This window comes from Bacillus safensis FO-36b (assembly GCF_000691165.1).
In the GTDB taxonomy this organism is placed as follows: domain Bacteria; phylum Bacillota; class Bacilli; order Bacillales; family Bacillaceae; genus Bacillus; species Bacillus safensis.
In genome coordinates this window covers 252581-272605 of the sequence record NZ_ASJD01000001.1, presented here as the reverse complement: position 1 = coordinate 272605, position 20025 = coordinate 252581, and the positions used below count along the sequence as shown (strand labels likewise).

17 protein-coding genes and 1 other annotated feature (1 of these 18 running past the window's edge) are annotated in these 20025 nt (G+C 42.7%); of the genes, 2 read left to right on the top strand and 15 right to left on the bottom strand.

All coding sequences use genetic code 11. The features are described from left to right. Positions 1–205 (bottom strand) — a binding site (T-box leader); it reaches 25 nt to the left of the window's first position. A 168-nt stretch (positions 206–373) separates the two neighbouring features. Then, positions 374–562, top strand: coding sequence for a hypothetical protein (locus BA81_RS01340; protein ID WP_034279822.1), 189 nt, complete (start codon positions 374–376; stop codon positions 560–562). Positions 563–613: 51 nt separating this feature from the next. Here the strand turns inward: BA81_RS01340 and ysxE are convergent, their stop codons facing one another. The 8 genes from ysxE to hemA all read right to left on the bottom strand — a co-directional run bounded on the left by ysxE (position 614) and on the right by hemA (position 9435). Next, on the bottom strand, positions 614–1645 hold the full coding sequence (gene ysxE / locus BA81_RS01335) for a spore coat protein YsxE (protein ID WP_034279820.1): 1032 nt from the start codon (positions 1643–1645) through the stop codon (positions 614–616). A gap of 37 nt (positions 1646–1682) precedes the next feature. Continuing rightward, the gene (locus tag BA81_RS01330) at positions 1683–3047 is read right to left on the bottom strand and encodes a LysM peptidoglycan-binding domain-containing protein (protein ID WP_034279818.1); all 1365 of its coding nucleotides are present in this window, start codon (positions 3045–3047) and stop codon (positions 1683–1685) included. A gap of 136 nt (positions 3048–3183) precedes the next feature. Next, complete coding sequence (gene hemL / locus BA81_RS01325) at positions 3184–4476, bottom strand: glutamate-1-semialdehyde 2,1-aminomutase (protein ID WP_034279816.1); 1293 nt, start codon at positions 4474–4476, stop codon at positions 3184–3186. A 27-nt stretch (positions 4477–4503) separates the two neighbouring features. Continuing rightward, on the bottom strand, positions 4504–5472 hold the full coding sequence (hemB, locus tag BA81_RS01320; protein ID WP_029706177.1) for a porphobilinogen synthase: 969 nt from the start codon (positions 5470–5472) through the stop codon (positions 4504–4506). Beyond that, positions 5472–6263 (bottom strand): uroporphyrinogen-III synthase, encoded by a 792-nt coding sequence (locus BA81_RS01315; RefSeq protein WP_034279814.1) that lies wholly within the window; start codon positions 6261–6263, stop codon positions 5472–5474. The genes hemB and BA81_RS01315 overlap by 1 nt, the downstream gene beginning before the upstream one ends. Further along, positions 6260–7192, bottom strand: a complete 933-nt coding sequence (gene hemC, locus BA81_RS01310) for a hydroxymethylbilane synthase (protein ID WP_034279812.1) — start codon at positions 7190–7192, stop codon at positions 6260–6262. Before hemC ends, BA81_RS01315 begins: the two co-directional genes overlap by 4 nt. 37 nt (positions 7193–7229) lie before the next feature. Beyond that, complete coding sequence (locus BA81_RS01305) at positions 7230–8060, bottom strand: cytochrome c biogenesis protein (protein WP_024423174.1); 831 nt, start codon at positions 8058–8060, stop codon at positions 7230–7232. 7 nt (positions 8061–8067) lie between these two features. Next, a complete protein-coding gene (hemA, locus tag BA81_RS01300; RefSeq protein ID WP_034279810.1) occupies positions 8068–9435 on the bottom strand; it encodes a glutamyl-tRNA reductase in 1368 nt (455 codons plus the stop codon). 242 nt (positions 9436–9677) lie between these two features. Between hemA and BA81_RS01295 the strand changes: the two genes are divergently transcribed. Continuing rightward, on the top strand, positions 9678–10163 hold the full coding sequence (locus tag BA81_RS01295) for a hypothetical protein (RefSeq protein ID WP_034279808.1): 486 nt from the start codon (positions 9678–9680) through the stop codon (positions 10161–10163). Between the two features lie 210 nt (positions 10164–10373). On the opposite strand, the gene yihA is transcribed toward BA81_RS01295, so the two are convergent. The 7 genes from yihA to leuD form a co-directional block, all read right to left on the bottom strand. Then, complete coding sequence (yihA, locus tag BA81_RS01290; RefSeq protein WP_024423177.1) at positions 10374–10961, bottom strand: ribosome biogenesis GTP-binding protein YihA/YsxC; 588 nt, start codon at positions 10959–10961, stop codon at positions 10374–10376. After that, the gene (lon, locus tag BA81_RS01285) at positions 10958–13282 is read right to left on the bottom strand and encodes an endopeptidase La (RefSeq protein ID WP_034279805.1); all 2325 of its coding nucleotides are present in this window, start codon (positions 13280–13282) and stop codon (positions 10958–10960) included. Before lon ends, yihA begins: the two co-directional genes overlap by 4 nt. Positions 13283–13453: 171 nt before the next feature. Continuing rightward, positions 13454–15115: an ATP-dependent protease LonB gene (gene lonB / locus BA81_RS01280; protein WP_024423179.1), complete on the bottom strand. Its 1662-nt coding sequence runs from the start codon at positions 15113–15115 to the stop codon at positions 13454–13456. 137 nt (positions 15116–15252) lie between these two features. Then, entirely contained in the window at positions 15253–16518 is a 1266-nt protein-coding gene (clpX, locus tag BA81_RS01275; RefSeq protein WP_024423180.1) for an ATP-dependent protease ATP-binding subunit ClpX, read from the bottom strand. 251 nt (positions 16519–16769) lie between these two features. After that, positions 16770–18044 (bottom strand): trigger factor, encoded by a 1275-nt coding sequence (gene tig, locus BA81_RS01270; RefSeq protein ID WP_034279803.1) that lies wholly within the window; start codon positions 18042–18044, stop codon positions 16770–16772. 240 nt (positions 18045–18284) lie between these two features. Further along, entirely contained in the window at positions 18285–19292 is a 1008-nt protein-coding gene (gene ddcA / locus BA81_RS01265; protein WP_034279801.1) for a DNA damage checkpoint antagonist DdcA, read from the bottom strand. A gap of 125 nt (positions 19293–19417) precedes the next feature. Then, positions 19418–20017 (bottom strand): 3-isopropylmalate dehydratase small subunit, encoded by a 600-nt coding sequence (leuD, locus tag BA81_RS01260; RefSeq protein WP_034279799.1) that lies wholly within the window; start codon positions 20015–20017, stop codon positions 19418–19420. Between the last annotated feature and the right edge of the window lie 8 nt (positions 20018–20025).

Sequence of the window (20025 nt, the reverse complement as noted above, 5' to 3'; positions counted from 1 at the left end):
GGTACCACCTTTTTTCATGAGACACATACACGTGTCCCATACACTCTAAAGGATAACGGGGTTCTCCCGAATTTCTCTACTTGTTCATTCAAGAAATTAAGCTCACAGGCGACCTTCCAAACAAGTACATCCTAGGAAACCTTTCAGCTCTTGGCTTCCCTCTCTTTAGGGTCTTGCTCGTACTCTTCCTGATCCACGCTTACGATATATCACGTTCATCAGCACATACTCATCTTTTATTAATATTACTAAATGCCTTTTGTTTTCGTCAATCATCTTTTCCGCTTTTCTTCTTCTTTATACAAATTGGGCAGGCACCCTTCGCCCTTTTGCCCATATGATAATAACAAAATGAAGAAGGAGGGCGTTTGATTTGAAGAAGATCAATCCTTACACACTTCCCCCCTGGCTGAGACAAATTCGGGCAGTTGCTTCCCAAGTCGTTCTCCCGATTGCTATATTTCAAGGATTTCGTACGATCATTTTCCCTACGACATTTGACGTCCTCATTCTAGGTATTCTTATTTTTCTCGTCTGTGCCTTTCACCTTGATTGGTTTTAAAAACTTATCATTATGTACCTGCCCATATAAAGCCAGCGCAGCATAACCTCGTCATTCCGCCGATGACGAGGCACTTTGTTCTTCTTCAAGCCGTCTAGCCTGCTCAATCTCGTGAATCTTCATGACAGTCGGCTCTGAATTTTTCATCTGCCAATACGCTCTTAACAGCTGCTGGCAGCTTTCCATTTCATCCTGCCCGCCTGCTTCATAGGCTTTTACCGTATCAAACAGACCTTGCGGATAAGCGAGGTAGCTTAGGAATAAATGCAGTTCTTCCTCCCTAAGAGGGTTTCCTTTTTGATACGTATAAAACAAGGAAGTGCATTCAGGACAAGACGTGGGATAGGTTTTGAATGTCCGAAAGTAAAAGGTCAGAAGATCATAAATGGGGGCGGCTTTTTTAGACCGCTCAAAATTGGTGAAATGTCCTGTCCCTACATCATTATACAAAAAGTGATGGATCGATAGCTGTCCATGATTTAGCACAACACGCGTTGTCTCTTTGTCTGTCATTTCTTCATGCCAATCTTCTAAACGTTCAAGCGCAAATTCACTGGCAGACATCGCCTCTGAAAAATACATAGCAGCGGCCAGCTCAAATGGCGACATATACCACGTTTGTTCTGCCCGCTCTATGAATCGTTCATACATGTCTTTCTCTGTTTCCCATTTGGTCTTGATTTGTGTGTAATGTGCTTCTATCTCTTGCGCTGTGATATCCATCATGACTTCAGTCCGCTTATGAAGTCTTGCAATCTCTTGAAATAAATATTCATGCTTATCGTCCTGCTCTTCTCTCTTTTCATTCGTCAGCCACGGCATCAAATAGTATGCATACCGGCTTTCCCGATGACTTGAGAAAAAGGAACCGCTCTTCGTCCGATAAATCGGCACAAAGGAGCGATAGCCCTTTGATTCCAGTTCAAGCATTTGTTCTGTAAATTGCATATGCCGGCTGGCTTTTACTCGTTTCAGAGCAAATACACCCTGCTTTGTATAGACCTTGATGACAGCAGGACTGACAGGTTCAATATATTCAGCCTCAAGCCCGTATTCGTATAAGACAGATTGGATTTCATCCACGTTCACTCACCACATTTTCTCGGTCAGTCATCGCTTGCTATGCATTGCTTTTTTGATATTCAGGAATATAAAGAATCTGCCCTTCCTCAAGCTCCGCATCCATCGATAATGAGTTTGTGCGAAGAAGCTGCTGCACATTCAACTGATATCTCTCACAAATACGATCGACCGTATCTTCTTGCTGAACTATACATATTTTCATGCGGGAAAAATCTTCCTCCTCCTGCTTAGCGAACAGCTTTGTTAAATAAAGAGAGTTCTCACTGCCAGACGTTTCTCTCACGTCTTCTTCAAGCTCCTCTTCTTCTTGAGCTGACTCATATATTTTAGGTGCTTCCCGTTCATATAAACGCCCGAGCTGATATTCATCATCGTGCGCCTCATGCTCAGGTTCCACTTGATCAGCAGGTGTTTCAAAAGCCGGATACGACTGTACCGTTTCTTCCTGCTCTTCAGCAGCTTCCGGATCCTTTCTCACTTCCACTTCAAAGAACGGATCTTCTCGGTCCTCTTCTTCTAAAAGCTTTGGCGGTTCAAAAAATGGCGGTTCCTGCACCTGAGCTTCAGGAATAGATCGATAGCCAGACGCCACCGCTTCTTCTTGGTTATTAGGCTGTTCCGGCTGTTCCGGCTCTTCTTGTTCTTCTAATTCTTCCGTTTCTTCGGGCGTTTCTTCGGGCGTTTCCGCTACTTCCCTCACCAGCTCTATCTTAATTTCTTCTTCCTCTTCTTGTTCTTCTTGTTCTTCTTGTTCTTCTTGTTCTTCTTGTTCTTCCTGTACTGCCTGTTCCTCTTGCTCCGCGCGCGTGGCATGTTGGAATACAGGCTGATTCTCATCATGCTCACGTTCTTCGCTTTGCAGCTCTTCTTGTTCTTCTTGTTCCGGCTGCAACTGATAATCGTAGGCCATATCGCCATAATCCTCTTCAGGACGATGGACAAATTCATATGGCTCCTCTACAGGCGCTTCAGGCGTTTCCTCGTCTAACAAGCCCTCAATGGCTAAATCAGCCTGAATGGTGAGCAAACGATTCTCTGTCAGCTGGTAATCAAACGCATCAATAAACACAAACACATCATTTAAATGACTAATTTTGTTCTTCGGAATGGTGATATCGACTGGAAATTGATGCAGAAGCTCCGCCGTTCCGTCTTCTCTGACCTTTACCTCATCTGCTTCCCTGTATGTTGGAAAGGAACTCAATTCACCCAATAGCTCCTCTTGATTTATGTTGTATTCTCCTGTTAGCTCGAGTGAACCTCTAATGGAAACATAATCATTCACTTCTTGAACGAGAATGTCAGGGTCGAGAGAAATTGACAGCAGCTCACTGACTTCCTGTCCGCTTTTGAAATAAATGGATTCTTCTACCGAAAACTGTAATCGATTGTTTTGAGACAAGTCGGTGTCCTCCTTTCATCTAATCCTTAAAAAATAAAATTAGATGTCAATACAGTTGTATGAGGGAGGGAGTGAAAATATGATTGGTTTTCTCCAATGCAAAAAAGCCGATATGTCTCCATATCGGCCTTTTGTTTTATCGACGTAGTTTTTGAAAAACCTTTTCCACTGTCTCAATTGTATATTCGATGTCTTCATCTGTATGAGCTGTTGACAGGAATAGTCCTTCAAATTGAGAAGGCGGGAGGAAAATGCCGTGATCGGCCATTTCCTTGTAAAATTCAGCGAATAAAGCAAGATCAGCTGTTTTCGCTTTGTCATAATTGATCACTTCTTCATTTGTAAAGAAGAATCCGATCATGGAACCCGCACGGTTAAACGTTAATGGAATTCCGTATGCTTTTGCCGCTTTCGAAATGCCTTCTTCTAAACGGTCACCTTTTCGTTTAAATTCTTCATAAGACTCAGGTGTCAGCTGTTTTAGGGTTTCTAAGCCTGCTGTCATCGCAAGAGGGTTACCAGATAACGTTCCTGCTTGATAAATTGGACCACTTGGCGCAATTTGTCTCATAATATCCGCTCTTCCGCCATAAGCACCGACCGGAAGACCGCCGCCAATGACTTTACCAAGGCACGTCAGATCAGGTGTGATGCCAAAATAGCCTTGCGCGCAGTGATAATCCACGCGGAAGCCTGTCATGACCTCATCAAAAATAAGTAATGATCCATATTGCTCCGTGATGTCTCTCAGTCCTTGCAAGAAACCTTCTTGCGGAGGGACAACCCCCATATTTCCTGCAACCGGTTCTACAATGACACCCGCGATATCGTCTCCAAATTCTTGAAAAGCAACTTGAATGCTTTCTAAATCATTGTACGGTACTGTGATTGTGTTGCTTGCAGTCCCTTCAGGAACACCAGGACTATCCGGCAGTCCAAGCGTCGCCACTCCAGAACCCGCTTTGATGAGCAAAGAATCACCGTGGCCATGATAGCAGCCTTCAAATTTCACAATTTTATTTCTGCCTGTAAAACCGCGAGCTAGACGAAGTGCACTCATCGTCGCCTCTGTACCAGAGCTGACCATACGAATAACTTCGATTGAAGGAACCCGTTCTGATACAAGTTTAGCTAATTCATTTTCAACTAACGTAGAAGCACCGAAGCTTGTCCCATTTTCCGCTACTCGCTGAATGCTTTTAACGACACGGTCATTTGTATGTCCTAAAATAAGCGGTCCCCATGATAAGACATAATCGATGTATTCATTCCCATCAATATCATAGATCTTGGCACCTTTGCCTCGTTCCATAAAAATCGGGTCTGTGTTGACTGATTTAAATGCACGTACAGGGCTGTTGACACCACCAGGCATTAAATGCTGTGCTTCTTCAAATGCTTGCTTTGATTTTTCATAGCTACGTCCCATTTCAACGTCCTCCTGTCTATCCGTTCTTTATTCTGAGAGCCATTTTGCTGCATCTTTTGCATGATACGTAATGATGAGTTCTGCTCCTGCACGTTTCATGCTTGTCAGCATTTCAAGAACAAGCTCTTTTTCAGAAATCCAGCCATTTTGAGCAGCGGCTTTCACCATCGCATACTCTCCGCTCACATTGTAAGCAACAACAGGGAGTGTAAATTCATTTTTCACATCACGCATAATGTCTAAGTAAGAAAGAGATGGTTTGACAATCAAGAAGTCAGCTCCCTCTTCTACATCAGATTGCGCTTCTCTTAGAGCCTCTAAACGGTTTGCAGGGTCCATTTGATATGTTTTACGATCTCCAAACTGCGGTGTACTATGTGCCGCATCACGGAACGGACCGTAAAAAGCACTTGCATATTTCACCGCATATGACATGACAGGTACATGAATAAAGCCTGCTTCATCAAGTGCCTCACGAATAGCAACAACAAATCCGTCCATCATATTTGAAGGCGCGATGATATCTGCACCTGCACGCGCTTGGCTGACAGCAGTTTTCGCTAATAGCTGAAGAGATTCATCATTTAAAATTTCTCCATCTTCAACGATTCCGCAATGTCCGTGATCTGTATATTGGCATAAACAAGTGTCTGCAATGACCACGAGCTCTGGGAAATGCTTTTTGATCTCAAGCGTTGCCCTTTGAACAATGCCATGATCGTGATACGCCTCACTGCCTACATGATCTTTATGATCCGGCACACCAAATACAATGATCGATTTGATGCCAAGATCAACAAGCTCTTGAACTTCTTCTTTCACAAGGTCTACAGAAATGTGATATACACCCGGCATTGAAGAGACTTCTTTTCGTACATTTTCTCCCTCTACAAAAAAGATCGGGTAAATGAAATCAGATGGTCTTAAAAAGGTTTCTCTGACTAATTCTCTCATTCCTGCGCTTGTCCGCAATCTGCGGTGTCTGTTAAATTTCATCAATGGTTCAACTTCCTTTCAGATAAACGGCACATTAAATCTAGCATTCCGTCTATCGTATAAGTATCTGGGGTTTCAGAAGAAATCCCGTATTGAAGCAGTGCCTCTTTTGTCAGAGGACCGATCGTCACAAAACAGGTGTCAGATGCAGCCAGCATCGCTGCATCTGCTTCCATCACATGCATAAAAGAATGAACAGTGGATGAGCTCGTAAATGTAATAAAATCAAATGATTGCTTCGTCATTGCCGATTTAAGTGCAGCAATTCCTTCCTCATCCTTGACTGTTTCATATAAAATCCATTCTTTTACTTCTATGCCGAGCGGAACGAGGGTCTCTTTCACCACATCTCGTGACAGATGCCCTTTTGCTACAAACACACGCTCTCCTGGGCGTACATGATCAAGTAATGCATCTGCCAGCTCTTCCGCTATAAATCGTTCTGGCACCACATCCACCTTCAAGCCGTGCTGCTCAAGATAGGCAGAGGTTTTCTCGCCTACAGCAGCGACTTTCAAATGGGTTAAGCTCTTATGTAAATGATGGTCTTTTATGTAGTTGAGAAAAAAAGACGCACCATTCACACTCGTGAAAACAAGCCAATGGCTATTTTGTAAGTCCTTTAAAAAGGCCTGCGCTTTTTCTTTTGTGAGCGTAGGCTCAAACCGAATAAGAGAGGTTAAAACCGCATGGCCGTTCAGCGCTTCGATCTTTTGCTGAAACACGCCCGCTTGACGTTCATTTCGAGTGACAAGCACCGTCTGTCCGTAAAGCGATTTGCCTATGCTCATTGAGACAGATCCTTTTTCACCTTGTCGATCAAATCCTTTGCTCCCTTATCGGCCATCTGCTTCGCACACGCTGTTCCAATGGCTTCAGGGTCGGTGCCTGTGACGGTTTCTCGAATAATCGTGTGCCCATCAGCAGATGCAACAAGACCTGTTAGTTCAATTTCATTATGCTCATTCATCGTTGCATAGCCGGCGATCGGCACCTGACAGCTTCCATCCATTTGTTTGAGGAAGGCTCTTTCTGCGAGGACCGTTTTCTTCGTATATTCATTCGTAAATTGGGCGAGAAGCTGCAACAGCTCTTCATCATCCCCGCGGCACTCAATCGACAGCGCGCCTTGTCCAACGGCAGGAAGGCACGTCTCAGGAGATAAGAATTCCGACACGACCTCTTTGCTCCATCCCATTCTAGACAGACCGGCGGCCGCTAAAATAATGGCATCATACTCTTCATTTTTCAGCTTTTCCAATCTTGTATCAATGTTTCCTCGAATCCATTTAATCTCAAGATCTGGTCTCTCCTGAAGAAGCTGGGCGCTGCGCCGTAAGCTGCTCGTTCCCACAATTGCGCCCTTAGGCAGTTCGCTGAGACTCAGATGATCCTTCGAAATAAGTGCATCCCGCACATCTTCACGCTCAGGAATACAGCCAATCACTAAACCTTCCGGAAGAGCAGCCGGCATATCCTTCATGCTGTGCACCGCCATATCGATGTCATGATTCAGCATCGCCTGCTCGATCTCTTTAACAAACAGTCCTTTTCCGCCAACCTTAGATAAGGTCACATCTAAAATTTGATCACCCTTTGTCACAATTTCTTTTATTTCAAAAGAATAAGAAGGGTTTAGTTCAGACAGCTTTTGAATGACCCATTTTGTTTGTGTAATTGCCAGCTTACTTCGTCTAGAACCTACTTTAATTGTACGCAATACGTCTTCCTCCCGACAATGCCTTTAAGACTCATCATTATTGAAACCAATGAAAGGTTGATAAGCTACCAAGCAGAAAATAATTGATCATCAGCACAAGAAATGAAGCGACATTCCATAGTGCTACGATTTTGCCCTGCATATTTCTCACCAATCTGATATATAAGTAAAATCCGTATAAAAACAGCATAATAAACGAACCAAGCACCTTTGCATCTGTCCAGTACAACGTATCATACGAAATATATGCCCAAATGATGCCAAGAATTAAACTAAGCAAGAGCATTGGCACACCAATAATGTTTAATACGTACGCCATATGATCGAGCTTTGATAAGTCTTCAATTCTCAGAAGCCATTTTCCCCATTTTTTCTTTTTCAGTAAACGATATTGAAAGAGATAAAGCAGTGAAAACGCAAATGAAAGTGAAAAGGCACCGTAGGATAAAATCGCCATCGTAATATGAATCACGAGCAGTTCACTCGTGAGCTTCCCCGTTAGTTCTGCTGAATGGAGGTCAGATGGTGTAAAGGTGTGAATCGCCATCATGGAAAAACCGATCACATTTGTAAAAAAGACAATAAATTCAACACGCAATACCTTTGTGAGGACAAGAGAAAGTGTCACAAGCACCCACGTATAAAAATATAACCCCTCTGCTACATTCAACACAGGGAATCGGTCTGTTTCCATCATAATATAGAACATGTAGACTGTTTGCAGCAGCCAGACAATAGAAAGCAACCAGAAAGCCATTTTTCCAGCCTTCCGGTTGTGTTGAAGAAAATCTATGAAATAGAACAAGACACTTAGTGCATAGATTAAGATCGTCGCTTCATTGAGTCTCGCTACAATGGATTCCATCATCGCTTAATCACTCACTGGCAACTGTAGCAAAGCCTTGTGCCATATTTGGTTTGAACAGCTGAAATGATCCTTGCTCCACCTGCGCAGATTCGACCTTTTGCTCTTCATCTTCAACCTGTAAATCAAAGATTTCTTTAAAGAGTAAAAGCTTTTCCTCTGCATTCGGCTCCGCGGCAATTTCTTTTGCCTTTAAGATAGGATCTTTCAGCATTTGGTTGATGATGCTTTTCGTATGTTTATTTAACAGCTTCATTTCACGGTTTGTGAGGTTTGGAAGCTTCCGCTCAATACTCTGCATCGTATCGGCTTGAATTGTGAGTGCCTTTTCTCTAAGTGCAGAAATGACCGGAACAACACCTAACGTATTCAGCCATTGCTTAAATTCCACAATTTCTGCTTCAATCAGAAGCTCAACCTGCTCAGCCACTGCACGGCGCTCTTTTAAGTTGGCAGCCACGATACCTTCAAGGTCATCAATGTCATACAAAAAAGCACCTTCTACTTCAGAAATAGCTGGATCTAAATCACGGGGTACAGCAATATCCACCATAAATAGAGGTCTGCCCTTCCGTTTTTTATTCGCACTTTCGACCATTTCTTTTGTAATGACAAATTGTTTCGCTCCCGTTGAGCTGATTAAAATGTCCGCTTCGGATAATGTTTTTTCTAATTGGTTTAAGCTCTTAGGCTCTCCTGAAAAACGACCCGCCAATTCCTTTGCCTTCTCAAACGTTCGATTGATGACCGTTACTTGGCCGATTCCTTGACCTTGAAGGTTTTGAGCCGCCAGTTCGCCCATTTTGCCCGCACCAAGAATCAGGACATGCTTATCAGAAAGACGTCCAAAGATTTTTTTGGCAAGCTCAACAGCTGCATAGCTGACAGATACGGCATTAGACGCAATATCCGTTTCCGCATGAGAGCGCTTTGCAACGGTTACCGCCTGTTTAAATAAATAATTGAAAACGGTACCAATGGTCTTCTCCTCTTGAGCTACTTTAAAGCTGGAGCGTACTTGACCGAGTATTTGCGTTTCACCAATGACCATGGAATCAAGTCCACAGGCCACACGGAATAAATGCTCAACCGCTCCATCGTTTTCATAGAACTTCAAATAAGGAGAGACATCTTCCTTTTCTAAACCGAACCAATCGGCTAAAAATCTTTTTATATAAAACCGTCCAGTATGAAGCTGATCTACTACTGCGTAGATCTCTGTTCGATTACATGTTGAGATGACGATATTCTCTAGAATGCTTTTTTCTTCTTTAAGCTTGGACATCGCTGTTCCGAGCTCACTCGGTTCAAAGCTCAGCTGTTCCCGTATCTCAACAGGGGCTGTTTTATAATCTAAACCCACAACAAGAATATGCATAACTTCAGCTTGCACCCCCAACGCCCTGTCTAATTTATAATAATTACAATATAGAATTTATTATTTATAATGATTATAACATATATTCATTTTTAACTGGATAAAAATTGTGAACAGATTTCAAAAATGTTGTGATATAGTAGAAAAATGTTCGACACTGTTTATGCCATATCATCACTTCAAGCAATTTACCAGATTTGGCGCGTGCGGACAAATGATCTGCTTAAAAGAAGGTGACATCTTTGAAGAAGAAATCCATTTTGCTGCCGCTTACTTTACTGGCTGTAGCGCTATATGCCATTCTCTCAGGAGGTCAATTTGACATTTGGAAGGATCAAGAGAAATGGTATACACTTGTACTGCTTTTTGGTCTCGCTTTTTTATATCAAGGAAAGAAGGAGCAAGAAAGCGCTCATGTGTTTATCGGTATGCTTATGACAGGCCTTTCGCTACACTTTATTCTACAGCCTAAATTGGACCACTGGCCAGACACATTTACAATGATTGTGTTCATCGTAGGACTTGCACTCTTTGTGAAATCATCTCAGAAAAAAGAATATCGTATTGAAAGTGTTGTGCTGATCGCACTCGGTCTGTTCCTTTATTTCTTTCAGCAAATTACAAAACAGCTAAGTTCCCTTTCGATTCCTACTTCTGGCTTTGAATTGTACTGGCCTTATGTACTGATTGCTGTCAGTCTCCTCTTATTATTTTTAAAAAGGAAATAACTTATACAATAAAAAAGCATCTGCTCATGGCAGATGCCTTCAGCGTGAAGACAAACCCTCGCATTCTGTGTCAGTCCTGCGTGCTGGTGCTCACGAATAGCAAATTCGCTCCGCTCCAGTACTCGTCCTTTCTAGACTTCAAGGGTTTTCAAATCACGCTGAAAAGAAGACAAAGATAAAAAAGGCATCTGCTCATCGCAGATGCTTTTTTTAACCGTTTACTTTCGCAAGGATCGCATTCCAGGCTTCGTCTTTTCCCTTTTTTGTTTCAGAAGAGAATAAGATGAGTTCATCTGATGGGTCAATGTCGAGCGTCTGTTTGACGACTTTCGCATGTTTTTCCCATTTGCCTTTTGGAATTTTATCCGCTTTTGTTGCGATGACGATCACGGGAACTCCGTAATATTTAAGGAATTCATACATGTTCACATCGTCTACTGATGGCTTATGGCGCAGATCCACAATTTGGACAACTGCTTTTAATTCTTCACGCATTGTAATATACGTTTCGATCATTCTCCCCCAGGCTTCGCGCTCTGTTTTTGATACTTTGGCAAAGCCGTAGCCCGGAACGTCCACAAAATGGAGCATATCATTAATAATGTAGAAATTAAGCGTCTGGGTCTTACCTGGTTTAGAAGACGTACGCGCTAAATTTTTACGATTAATCAATGAGTTGATGAACGAGGACTTTCCAACATTTGATCGTCCAGCAAGCGCGATTTCAGGCAGCCCGCCGCTCGGGTACTGCTCTGGTTTCACCGCACTAATGACGATATCTGATTTTGTTACTTTCATCTTCCCTCTCCTACCAACGCTTTCTCAAGCACCTCATCTAAATGTGAGACCGGAATAAAGGTTAGTCCTTCTCTCACACTTTCAGGAATATCATCAATATCCTTCTCATTGTCCTTTGGAAGAATAATGGTTTTCAATCCTGCACGATGTGCGCCTAATGCTTTTTCTTTTAGTCCGCCAATCGGAAGCACTCTTCCTCTTAACGTTATCTCTCCTGTCATACCAACTTCTTTTGACACAGGACGTCCTGTGAGTGCTGATACAAGAGCCGTCGCAATGGTGATACCAGCTGATGGCCCGTCCTTTGGAACCGCACCCTCTGGAACATGGATATGAATATCGTGCTTTTCATTAAAATTAGGATCAATGTTCAGTTCATCTGCTTTGGATCGAATATAACTGAATGCCGCCTGTGCAGATTCTCTCATGACATCACCTAGCTTACCTGTTAACAAGAGCTTGCCTTTACCAGGCGAGAGTGATACCTCAATTGATAAAGTGTCTCCGCCAACAGTCGTATACGCAAGTCCTGTGACAACCCCCACTTGGTCTGTCGTTTCAGCCTGACCATAACGGTAAAGTCTTTTTCCGAGAAATTCAGATAAGTTCTTTTCCGTCACTGTGATGCGTTTGCGGTCTTCAGCCACAATCGCTTTTGCCGCTTTTCGGCAAATGGCCGCAAGCTGACGCTCTAATCCACGAACACCCGCTTCTCTTGTGTAATAGCGAATCGTATCATAAATCGCGGCTTCACGAAGCTGCAAGTTCCCTTTCTTTAATCCGTGCTCCTTTAGCTGCTTCGGCAGAAGATGGTCTTTCACAATCTCTGCTTTTTCAACCTCTGTATACCCTGCAATCGTGATAATCTCCATTCTATCACGAAGTGGACCTGGAATGGTTGCTAAATTGTTGGCAGTGGCAATAAATAACACCTGCGATAAATCAAATGTCTCTTCAATATAGTGATCGCTAAAGTTGTGATTTTGCTCAGGGTCCAGCACTTCAAGCATCGCAGAGGACGGATCACCTCTAAAATCAGAGGACATCTTATCGATTTCATCTAAAAGAAACACTGGATTCATAGTGCCTGCCTTACTCATCCCGCGAATGATACGGCCTGGCATCGCCCCTACATATGTTCTTCTATGTCCACGAATCTCAGATTCATCACGCACACCGCCAAGAGAGATACGGATAAACTTTCGGTCAAGTGATTTAGCAATCGATTTGGCAAGTGACGTTTTCCCTACCCCAGGAGGTCCTGCTAAGCAAAGAATCGGTCCTTTTAATGAATTGGTCAGCTTCTGTACAGCAAGGTATTCAAGCACACGTTCTTTGACTTTCTCCAGCCCATGATGCTCATCATCTAAAATTTCACTTGCAAGCTTTAAATCTAGACGATCTTCTGTATAGATGCCCCATGGAAGATTGATCAGCCAATCAATATAATTTCGAATGACAGAGCTCTCCGCAGAGCTTGAAGGAATTTTTTCATAACGGTTCAATTCTTTTAACGCCGTTTCACGAACAGAATCCGGCATGCTGGACTCTTCAATTTTAGACATTAATGAACTGACTTCGCCTGTTTTTCCTTCCTTGTCTCCAAGCTCCTTTTGAATGGCTTTCATTTGTTCACGCAAATAATATTCTTTTTGCGTTCGTTCCATTGAACGTTTGACGCGCTGTCCAATTTTCTTTTCAATTTCCAGCACTTCTTTTTCATTGTGGATTAAGCTGATGACGCGATTCAGACGTTTTTTGACATCCACTGTTTCCAGCACTTCTTGCTTGTCCTTTAACTTGAGCGGCAGGTGAGAAGCGACGATATCTGCCATTCTCCCCGGTTCTTCAATATCCGTCACCGTTGCATATGTTTCAGCTGAGATTTTTTTTGAAATTTTTATGTACTGATCAAAATGATCTAGCAAAGTGCGCATGAGTGCTTCTGCTTCTGCGTCTTTTAATTCTTCTTCTGCCAATTCTTTAATATCGACGGACGTATAGTCCTCAAGCTCCACGTATGATTCGATCTGCGCTCGATTTAAGCCTTCAACGAGTACACGAATCGTTCCATTCGGCAGCTTCAGCATTTGTTTGATTTTTGTGTAGGTGCCGACTTTGAAAATTTCCTCTTCACCTGGTTCATCTATTGAAATTTCCCGCTGTGTTGCTAGAAAAATCATATGATCGTTCATCATCGCCTGTTCTAAAGCTTGAACAGACTTCTCGCGTCCAACGTCCAAATGCAAGACCATTGTTGGATAAACAAGCAAGCCTCGCAGTGGAAGGAGCGGAACATTCTTTTTGATTTCATCTGCCATGTTGATTGACACCTCCGTCACTAGTATGAATCATTATAATATACCTGTTTCAGTCTTGTACAATGTAAAAGACTTGAGAAATGATGATCTTACCGTAGTATACCCTTTCTTTTTATCTTGAAAAAGAAAAAAAGATCTATTTCACTAAAAAATCCCCATATGTGATGGGGATTAAACAGATTTTCTTTTCATTTCCTCTTCTAGTCCATCTTTCTTCTCGTCTGGCGGGTTGACCAAACACTGATCCAGCACTTCTTGGAAGTGCTTCACAGGCACAATGGTGACGCCTTCAATCTCTTTTAAGATCGACTGCTGGTTGTCATAAGGAATAATCACGGTTGTGGCACCAGCCTGTTTCGCCGCCTTAATCTTCGGTATCACACCGCCGATCGGCTTCACCTGACCCTGCAATCCAATTTCACCTGTCATCGCTGTCAGATGATCAATCGGGATTTGATGAATGGCAGAGAAAATCGCCGCCGCCATGGCAATCCCAGCAGACGGTCCATCAATAGGGGCACCGCCTGGAAAATTAATATGGATGTCATATTCATTTGTCCGTATGCCCAAGTTTCTCAGCACTGTTAATACATTTTCAACTGATCCTTTAGCCATACTTTTTCGTCTAATGGATTTCGATTGACTGCCAATGCTTTCTTCTTCTGCAATGCCTGTAATGTTGATACTTCCTTTTTCGAGTGCCTTACATATATTCACTTCAATCTCGAGCAAGGCACCGCTGTTTGGTCCGTAGACTGCCAGACCATTCACTACACCGACTTTTGGCTTTTCCGGTACTTTTTGTTCATATCTTGGTGTCAGCTGGCTTGAGTGAATGACCCACTCGACATCGGCGATCGTGATGTCTTTTCGATTTTCTGTGACGGCCATTCCAGCGGCGATCTGCACCATATTGACTGCTTCACGGCCATTTTTCACATAAGAGGTTAACAGGTTCAGCCCTTCATCACATAATTCCTTTTGGATTTTCTGGACAGCCTTAGCAGCGACAATTTTCAGTTCATGCTGGTCAAGGTCCTTAAAGAAAATTTCCAAACACCTCGATCGAATCGCTGGTGGAATTTCTTCAGGTGTTCTTGTCGTGGCACCTATCAATCGAAAATCAGCCGGAAGTCCATTTTGAAAAATGTCATGAATGTGATTCGGAATTTGAGTGTTTTCCTCACTGTAGTAGGCACTGTCTAAAAATACTTTCCGATCTTCAAGGACTTTCAGCATTTTGTTCATTTGAATCGGATGCAGTTCCCCAATTTCATCGATAAACAGAACCCCGCCATGCGCATGCGTAACGGCTCCTTGTTTTGGCTGCGGAATGCCTGCCTGTCCCATCGCTCCCGCCCCTTGGTAAATCGGGTCATGCACGGAACCAATGAGCGGGTCTGCGATGCCCCGTTCATCGAACCTTGCGGTTGTGGCATCGAGCTCTACAAATACCGCATCTTTCTTAAACGGTGAATCAGCATGACGTTTCGCTTCTTCCATGACAAGACGGGCAGCAGCTGTTTTTCCAACCCCCGGGGGTCCGTAGACAATGACATGCTGAGGATTCGGTCCGCACAGCGCTGCTTTTAGAGCACGAATGCCGTCTTCCTGCCCTACAATATCTTGAAATCCCTTTGGCCGGACTCTCTCTGATAAAGGCTCACTCAGCTTGATTGACCGCATCTTTCTGAGTGCTTCCATTTCTTTTTTTGATTCTTTGTCTATCGTCACCTTTTGTGTGCGCTGATTTCGCAGTAAGTTCCAAAAGTACAGCCCGATGACGATACCAAAGAACAGCTGTATGAATAATACGATTCCTGTCCAGCTCAATCGGTGCTCCCTCCTTCATCTATCGTATGTATTGGTTTCTGTCTGCTAGTATTTCCTAGAGCTGGACGGAATAAACACGTCTTCTGCGATAAATAAAAAACTCCTGAATCAAAATGATTCAGGAGTGATAACTTCTCTTATGCAGATGTTTTTGTATCTTTGTTGACGACTGTGCCATCCTTTAACACAAGACGCGGCGGCTCACCATCAGCAACCGTTGCACCAGTGATGACACATTTTTCAATATCATCACGAGATGGAAGGTCAAACATGACATCAAGCATGATGCCTTCAATGATCGAGCGAAGACCACGAGCCCCTGTTTTACGCTCAATTGCTTTTTTCGCAATTTCGCTAAGAGCATCTTCTTCAAATTCAAGCTCTACATCGTCAAGCTCAAGCATTTTTGTATATTGCTTAACAAGCGCATTTTTAGGCTTCGTCAAGATTTCTACAAGTGCTTTTTCATCTAACGGCTCTAGGCTTGCAATAACCGGCAGGCGGCCGATGAATTCTGGAATTAAACCGAAGCGAAGCAAGTCTTCTGGCAGTACTTTTGATAGAAGGACTTCTTTTTCAAGATCTTCGACTTTATTTTCCGCACCGAATCCAATTACTTTTTGACCTAAGCGGCGTTTGATGATTTGCTCAATCCCGTCAAAGGCTCCTCCACAAATGAAGAGGATATTCGTCGTATCAATTTGAATGAATTCTTGATGCGGGTGCTTACGTCCACCTTGAGGCGGTACACTAGCGACTGTTCCTTCAAGAATTTTCAAAAGGGCTTGCTGGACGCCTTCCCCAGATACATCGCGAGTGATAGAAGGGTTTTCTGATTTTCTTGCTACTTTATCGATCTCATCGATGTAGATAATGCCTTTTTCCGCTTTTTCTACATCATAATCCGCTGCCTGGATCAGCTTTAGTAAAATATTCTCTACGTCTTCACCAACATAACCTGCTTCAGTTAATGATGTAGCATCTGCGATCGCAAATGGAACATTTAAAATACGTGCAAGTGTTTGAGCAAGTAATGTTTTACCGCTTCCTGTTGGTCCAATCATAGAAATATTACTTTTCGAAAGCTCAACATCATCAATCTTGCTGTTTGAATTGATCCGTTTGTAGTGGTTATACACCGCTACAGCTAAGGATTTTTTCGCATTGTCTTGTCCGATGACATATTCATCAAGAATCTCCCGAATTTCATGAGGCTTCGGAACATCCTTGAATTCAACTTCTTCCTCTGTGCCGAGCTCTTCTTCAACTATTTCCGTGCAAAGCTCGATACATTCATCACATATATATACGCCAGGTCCTGCGACCAGTTTACGCACTTGATCTTGCGTTTTTCCGCAAAACGAGCATTTTAATTGACCTTTTTCCTCGTTGAATTTAAACATTCTTTCACCCCTTATTCTTCTTCACTTGCCTGTAGCTAACAGTCAGCTACCTTTCTGGGTCCAGTATGTATGCATTTTACCATACTTTCCTAAAAGACGGTAACGATGTGTTTCTAACACTGCACATTGAAATATGTATGACAGAAAGATGCGACTTACACTATCGTTTCCAAAAGAAGCGATGATAAGTCAAAAATTGTACAAAACAAGGCACGAGTCACTCGCGCCCTGTTTTATTATTATGCACCATATTAACGGTTTTCTACAAGAAAATCAATTGCTTTACGAACTTTTAGATCTTCTTTCATTGCTTCAGTAGATCCGATCGCTTGTTTGATATTTTCAATTGGCATGTTGTATGCTTCAGCCATTTTTGAAAGTTCTTCTTCCACTTCTTCGTCAGACACTTGTAAGTTTTCTGCAGCAGCAATTGCTTCAAGTGTTAGGTTAGATTTTACGCGTTTAGCAGCATCTTCTTTCATTTGCTCTTTCAGCGCATCTTCATCTTGTCCAGAGAATTGGAAGTAAAGCTCAAGGTTCATTCCTTGCATTTGAAGACGTTGTTCGAATTCTTTCATCATGCGGTCTAGCTCTGTGTCAACCATCGCTTGTGGGATGTCAACTTCCGCATTTTCAGAAGCTTTCGCAACTAGCTCTTCACGAAGTTTTCCTTCTGCTTCGTTTTCTTTTGCTTCTTCAAGACGTTTCTTCGTTTTTTCAGTTAATTCAGCAAGCGTTTCTACTTCTTCATCAACATCTTTAGCGAACTCATCGTCAAGTGCTGGAAGTTCTTTTGCTTTGATTTCATGAATTTTCACTTTGAATACAGCTGGTTTACCTGCAAGGTCTTCAGCGTGGTATTCTTCTGGGAATGTAACTTCTACGTCTTTTTCAGCGCCAGCTTCAAGACCAACTAATTGCTCTTCGAAACCTGGGATGAATGAACCAGAACCAACTTCAAGAGAGTAGTTCTCAGCTTTTCCGCCTTCGAATGCTTCTCCATCAACGAATCCTTCGAAATCAAGAACAACTGTATCGCCGTTTTCGATTGCGCCTTCTTCTTTGACAACAAGCTCTGCTTGACGGTTTTGCATGCCTTTTAGCTCTTCTTGTACATCTTCATCAGTGACAGCTGTGTCGTCTTTTTCTACGTTAAGACCTTTGTAGTCACCAAGTTTTACTTCAGGCTTCACAGTTACTTTTGCAGTGAAGATTAAGCTTTCGCCTTTTTCGATTTTCTCAACATCGATTTCAGGGCGGTCAACTGGCTCGATACCAGCTTCGTCGATTGCTTTTGGATATTCAACTGGAAGAAGAATATCTAATGCATCTTGATAAAGAGATTCTACACCAAAACGCTGCTCGAAAAGACCACGTGGTACTTTCCCTTTACGGAATCCAGGAATCGATACTTGCTTAACCACTTTCTTAAATGCATCATCAAGTGCTTTGTTAAATGTTTCAGCGTCAACTTCTACAGTTAGAACGCCTTCGTTACCTTCTTGTTTTTCCCATTTTACTGACATGTGTGTTTCCCTCCAAAAATCTATTCAGATTGTGCGTTGCTCCATTCTAAAGCATCATAAAGACTTCGTCCAATCAAAAACCACGCACTCCGCTAAGAAGCTTGCATTATGTATACAACATTTGACTTGATTATACATATCGTCTTTCAACCGTTGGAATCTGACAACTGCACTATATATGCACAAATACAACCATTATATTATAACATAACAAGTCCGTCTTTCAACTAAATCGACAAATTACAAATAAGAAATTTCTTCAATATCTTTCAGCATTGTGCAAGCTTCTCTCAGCTCTCGTTCGTTAAATTCATACAATAAATGCAATTCTTCGAGTTCAATCTCGATCCCATGCATTTCATAGCCGACTTTATGAAGTGCCGCTGCCCAAAGACTCGGATCTGTGTATTTAGGAAGAAATGGATACAGCACAAATAAGTGTCGGCGCCATAACTCTTCCACGCCTTGGTAAAGGGTCGGATTCTCATTGCCGAGCGTGTCATCGAGCATACGAAGCACTTGCTGGAGAAGCGGCATCTGCTCTGGCTTTACAGCCTCAGAAGGAATAAGGGTTAAAGAATCACCGAATTTCGTCACATGAACCGGCTTTGCCACATCATGATCTGCCAGAAGCTGCAGGATCATTGATTTGACCAAAGGGTTCCCATCAGGGTTTTGTAAGATGGTATTTAATAGACCCATGTGCGGTGTGATGTTCCGGTCTTTCAACGAATGGATAAACTGTACCTGTTCTTCCGGCCGCTTTAGCATGTCATCTATGTTGATCTCACTTCCGGCGTCCTCATCTTCATCTAGAATCTCTTCAGGTGATTCGATCATTTTTCTGCTAAATTCGAGCAGCTTGTAAAAATGCTCCGCGCTTTCTGCCGGAAGATGGTTTTCCTCGAGCACAGCCTCAATCGTCTGTTTGACTTCTTCATATTCTTTCAGCTGAATGAGGATCGTCATATACACTTGGAGCACAGTGAAATAGTGACCATATCCTTCATGCAGCATTTTTTCACAAACACGCTTTGCATCCTGCAGCTCACCCAGCTCCAGAAAACAAATGGCCATTCCGAGGTGAATATCGGATTCTTCATCGTCATCATACGATTTTGCTTCTGAAAACAAGTGAAGCGCCTCTTGATACTGTTTATCTTTTAATGCTGCCATTCCTTTTTCAATCAGTCTTTCTTTCAGACCAGGAAACAAAATGACATTATCTTTCTTCTTGTCATGCTTCATGCTTACGTTCCTTTCGGGCGCATATTTTTTATCAGTTTACCAACGAAGATTAGTAAACACAAGTAACGAGAGGTTTTCATGCAAAAAAGAAGCCGTCACACCTCGGGCGGACAGCTTCTCGTTGCTTAAGCGCGCAGCCAGCTGCTGCGCTTTTCTTCAAATGCTTGAATGTCATCTTCTAATAGTAATGTTAATGAAATCTCATCATAACCATTCAGGAGCATTTCTCTCCAGTGAGGGTCGACTTGAAAAGGGGTGATATTCCCTTCGTGATCTTCTATCTGCTGTTTTTCAAGATCAACCGTCATCTCATACCCTTTGTTCTCATATGACGCAGCGAAGGTTTTCCACACATCATAATCAAGGCGAATCGGAAGCATCCCATTTTTAAAGCAGTTTTGATGAAATATATCTGCGAATGATGGTGCGATGACAATTTTAAAGCCATAATCATCAAGCGCCCAAGGAGCATGTTCCCTAGATGATCCGCAGCCAAAGTTCTCCCCTGCGATCAAAATGGATGCTCCTTCATAGATCGGCTGATTTAGTTCGAAATCTGGATTTGGGCTGCTATCGGCTAAATAACGCCAGTCGAAAAAGGCAAAGCGGCCATATCCTGTTCGTTCGATTCTTTTTAAAAATTGCTTCGGAATAATTTGATCTGTATCTACATTGATACGGTTAAGCACAGCGGCTTTTCCTTTATGAGTGACTAAAGGCTCCATCTATGACA